The sequence below is a fragment of the Aeromicrobium sp. genome, from assembly GCF_049586495.1.
Taxonomy (GTDB): Bacteria; Actinomycetota; Actinomycetes; order Propionibacteriales; family Nocardioidaceae; genus Aeromicrobium.
The window spans coordinates 1-3,778 of the sequence record NZ_JBAVCB010000161.1; the positions used below are offsets into that span (position 1 = coordinate 1).

Annotated in this window: 4 protein-coding genes and 1 riboswitch; of the genes, 2 read left to right on the top strand and 2 right to left on the bottom strand. The window is 66.9% G+C overall.

Going from position 1 to position 3,778, the window contains the following annotated elements; genetic code table 11:
- A partial coding sequence (locus WB508_RS08525) for a hypothetical protein (protein ID WP_423844458.1) occupies nt 1-630 on the bottom strand: 630 nt, incomplete at its 3' end.
- A 66-nt stretch (nt 631-696) separates the two neighbouring features.
- Nucleotides 697-843: riboswitch (cobalamin riboswitch) on the bottom strand.
- Between the two features lie 79 nt (nt 844-922).
- Here WB508_RS08525 and WB508_RS08530 point away from each other — a divergent pair.
- On the top strand, nt 923-2,833 hold the full coding sequence (locus tag WB508_RS08530) for an acyl-CoA dehydrogenase (RefSeq protein WP_423844459.1): 1,911 nt from the start codon (nt 923-925) through the stop codon (nt 2,831-2,833).
- 19 nt (nt 2,834-2,852) lie between these two features.
- The gene (locus WB508_RS08535; RefSeq protein WP_423844461.1) at nt 2,853-3,344 is read left to right on the top strand and encodes a thioesterase family protein; all 492 of its coding nucleotides are present in this window, start codon (nt 2,853-2,855) and stop codon (nt 3,342-3,344) included.
- On the opposite strand, the gene WB508_RS08540 is transcribed toward WB508_RS08535, so the two are convergent.
- Nucleotides 3,334-3,778, bottom strand: a 445-nt coding sequence (locus tag WB508_RS08540) for an HNH endonuclease signature motif containing protein (protein ID WP_423844460.1), incomplete at its 5' end; no start/stop codon positions are given. The two genes, WB508_RS08535 and WB508_RS08540, sit on opposite strands and share 11 nt — an antisense overlap.

The following is a 3,778-nucleotide window of genomic DNA, read 5'->3' on the forward strand; positions in this document are numbered from 1 at the left end:
GCCGTCGCCCTTCTGGAACAGACGGAATCCACCATCGGGGCACTGCTGATCGACCAGGAAGTCGGCTGCGGGGTTCACGCTCTCGCTGCCCGCCGCCTGGAAGGCGCGGACGCCCCAGGCCTGCCCCACCGTGTTGGCCGACTGGTACTGATCGTCTGGACTGTCCTTCAGACGCCCATTCTCGGCGCCTTCGGTGATCATCAGCTCGGCGAGCTCGGCGATCAGGTCGCGGTCGTCGATGGCAGTGGGATCATCGCCGTGCAGCGCGACGTAGGTGGCCAGCTTGCCCATGTTGCCGGCGTACCGCGTGCCCCAGGGCTCGGTGTACGCGGCCGTGTCGGCCACGACTGCGCCGTACACCTGATCGGCTGTGGCGGTGTCGCCGAAGGTGTCAAGCGCGTGCTGCAGATCCAGGTTCAGCCCGTAGTCGATGAAGCTCTCGAACTCGCCGGGGCCGTAGACCGAGGAGAACAGGTGCGTGTCTGACGGAACCTGGTCAGCCAGCCAGTCAGCTGCCGACGACGCTTGCGGTGTGGGCGCCGCCTGCGCGGCCGTGGGCGCCAACGCCAGAGCGGCGGCAACAGCGGCGGTGGCGACAGCAGCGCCTGCCCGGCAAAGGGTGATGTTCATGATTCCTTCCGGCTGCACGCACGCGCGGCCCAGAAGGGACGTCACGTGCTTTCCTCGACAGCGTGAGTGGTGGTCAGTCCTGCAGCAGGTGCTCCGGCTCGCCACCTGTTCGGTGGCCTACGGTTGCGGGTCAGCGCCGGAATCTGACCGGCTTCCCCTGACACGCAGGACGTCTTGAGTTGTGTGCCCGACTGGGCAGAAGTGAATGTATCAGCGAACCCGCCCTCATGGTCATTCCGTGACGCAGGTCATGAGCCACCCATGCTCCCGTCGATCCGAGTAGCGTGGGGACATGACGCTCAGCGACGAACTTCGTATCTCGATCGACGGCAAGTGGCGCCACGTGCGTGAGCAGTCCCGCAAGGAACTGGCCGAGATGGATCTGCTGTTTGACCACGACCTGACGCTCGACGAGGCCCGCGAGCGCGTGCTCGAGCAGATGAAGAAGCTCATCCCCACCGGCATCCCGGCGGCGGGATTCAGCGTCAAGGCCGGCGGTACGGGCGACCCGGGCATGGCCGTCACCGGCATCTCGATGCTCGCGCAGTTCGATCTCTCGCTCATGGTCAAGGCCGGAGTGCAGTGGGGTCTGTTCGGCGGCGCCATCGAGAACCTCGGCACCCAGTCACATCACGATGCGTACATCAAGGACTTGATCAACCTCGACATCCTGGGTTGCTTCGCCATGACCGAGACCGGGCACGGCAGTGACGTGCAGAGCCTGGAGACGACAGCAACCTACGACCCGGCGACGCAGGAGTTCGTCATCAACTCTCCGACGCCCTCATCCCGCAAGGACTACATCGGTGGGGCCGCGCAGCACGCCACGGTGGGGGCCGTCTTCGCCCAGCTCATCACCAAGGGCGAGCAGCACGGCGTGCACTGCTTCGTGGTGCCGCTGCGTGATGCGACGGGCAAGGACCTGCCGGGAGTCACCACCTCCGACGACGGTCACAAGGGCGGGCTCGGGGCCGTGGACAACGGCAGGCTGATGTTCGACCAGGTGCGCATCCCGCGCGAGAACCTGCTGAACAGGTACGGCCAGGTCGATGAGGGCGGAACCTACTCCTCCCCCATCGACAACTCGAACCGCCGATTCTTCACGATGCTCGGCACATTGATCCGTGGCCGGGTCAGCGTCGGCGGCTCGGCCAGCGCCGCCTGCGAGGTGGCCCTGAGCATCGCGGGACGGTATGCCCTGAAGCGTCGCCAGTTCGGCCCGAGCCCGGACCAGGAGGTGCTGCTGATGGACTACCGGATGCACCAGCGCCGCCTGCTGCCGCTGATCGCGCGGTCGTACGCCTATCGATTTGCCCAGAACCAGCTGGTCGCCCGCATGGACAGCCTGCAGACGGCGGATCACCCCGACCCACTGAAGGCGCGCGAGCTCGAGGGCCGGGCGGCCGGCCTCAAGGCGGCCCAGACGTGGCACGCCACTGAAGCCATTCAGGAGGCGCGGGAGGCGTGCGGCGGTGCCGGGTACCTGGCCGAGAACCGGCTCACCACCCTCAAGGGCGACACCGACGTGTTCACCACGTTCGAGGGCGACAACCACGTGCTGTTCCAGCTGGTCGCCAAGGAGCTGCTCACGTCGTACGCCTCCGAGGTTGGCGGCCTCGACCCGGTCGGGCTCGTGAAGTTCGCGGCGGCCACTGCCACCGACGTCGTCAAGGAACGCACGGCCGCATCCCAGCTGATTCAGCGTCTGATCGACGCCCGGTCTGGCAAGGACGACGACCACGACCTGCTGGACCGCGGCACCCAGCTCGGCCTGTTCGAGGAACGCGAGCAGCACGTCATCGAGACCGCCGCGCGGCGCCTGCGGCGCGCCGGCAAGGATCCCGAGCAGGCCTTCGCGGTCTTCAACGCCGCACAGGACCACGTCATCCGCTGCGGGCGGGTGCACATCCAACGCGTCGTCCTCGAGGCATTCACCGCTGGTATCGCCCGATGCGAGGACCCCGAGGCGCAGGATCTGCTGCGAGACGTGTGCTCGCTGTACGCGCTCACCGAGATCGAGAGTGATCTGGCCTGGTTCATGGGCCACAACCGCATCTCCGACGCGCGCGCCAAGACCGTCACGTCCCTGGTCAACGATCTGCTCGACAAGCTGCGTCCACACACCCTCGCGCTGGTGGAGGGCTTCGGTGTCCCGGAGTCTTCTCTCGGTGCCGAGATGTTGCTGACCGAGGGCCAGTCATAGTCTCGACCTCGTGACCGCCATGCCGACGTTCGACCAGGTGTCCCAGCTCCCCTCAGTGCGCGAGGGCGAGGTGGAACCGGGGTTCATCGACGAGAACGGTCACATGAACATCGGCGACTACTTCCGCCTGACAGCTCACTCGCTGTGGGATGGCGTGAAGGCCGCTGGGTTCACCGACGAGTACGTGACCGAACGACACATGAGCCTGTTCACGGTGGAGCAGCACATCCGCTACTTCGGCGAGATGCGGCTCGGCCAGCCGTTCACGGTGCACAACCGATTCATCGCACGATCGGCTCGCGCCGTGCACGCCATCGCCTTCGTACTGGACCGGGACAAGCGCGCTGTCGCGTGCACCATGGAGGCCACCTGGGTGCACGTCGACATGCAGTCACGTCGGTCGGTCGACCTGCCGGAGGACCTCGCCGACGGTCTTGACGAGCTGCTCGGTCGGGACCGTCAGCTGGACTGGCCCGCGCCGCTCAGCGGCGGCATGGGCGTCAGGCGTTGACCAGCAGCTGCGCCAGCTGGTGCTCCAGCTGTGAGGGCGGTGTGGTGGGGCGTTCGCGGTGTGCGGGTTCGGCGGGAACGGCGTGTCCTGATGGCAGCACCCACTGCAGGATCTGATGTCCCTTGAGTGAATGGTGTCGCCTGCAGAGCGGCCAGATGTTCTCGCCCGAGGTGGGTCCCTCGGGCCAGGGTTCTCGGTGGTCGAGGTCGCACTGGTCGGCTGGTCGTAGGCAGCCGGGGGCTTGGCAGACGCCGTCGCGGAAGGCGGCAGCTTGCTTGAGGGTGTCTGGGGCGAGGCGACCGACGTACTGGTGGGCCAAGACGTCGTCAGTGATCGGGTCGACGATCAGCCGGTGCCAGACTGGGTTCGAGATCAGCTGGGGGTTCAGCAACCAGGCGGCCGGTGCTGACCAGCTGCCGTCGGCGGCTTCGGCG

Coding starts and splice junctions, on each gene's coding strand:
- WB508_RS08530 (WP_423844459.1), top strand. CDS start 923: ATGACGCTCAGCGACGAACTTCGTATCTCGATCGACGGCAAGTGGCGC.
- WB508_RS08535 (WP_423844461.1), top strand. CDS start 2,853: ATGCCGACGTTCGACCAGGTGTCCCAGCTCCCCTCAGTGCGCGAGGGC.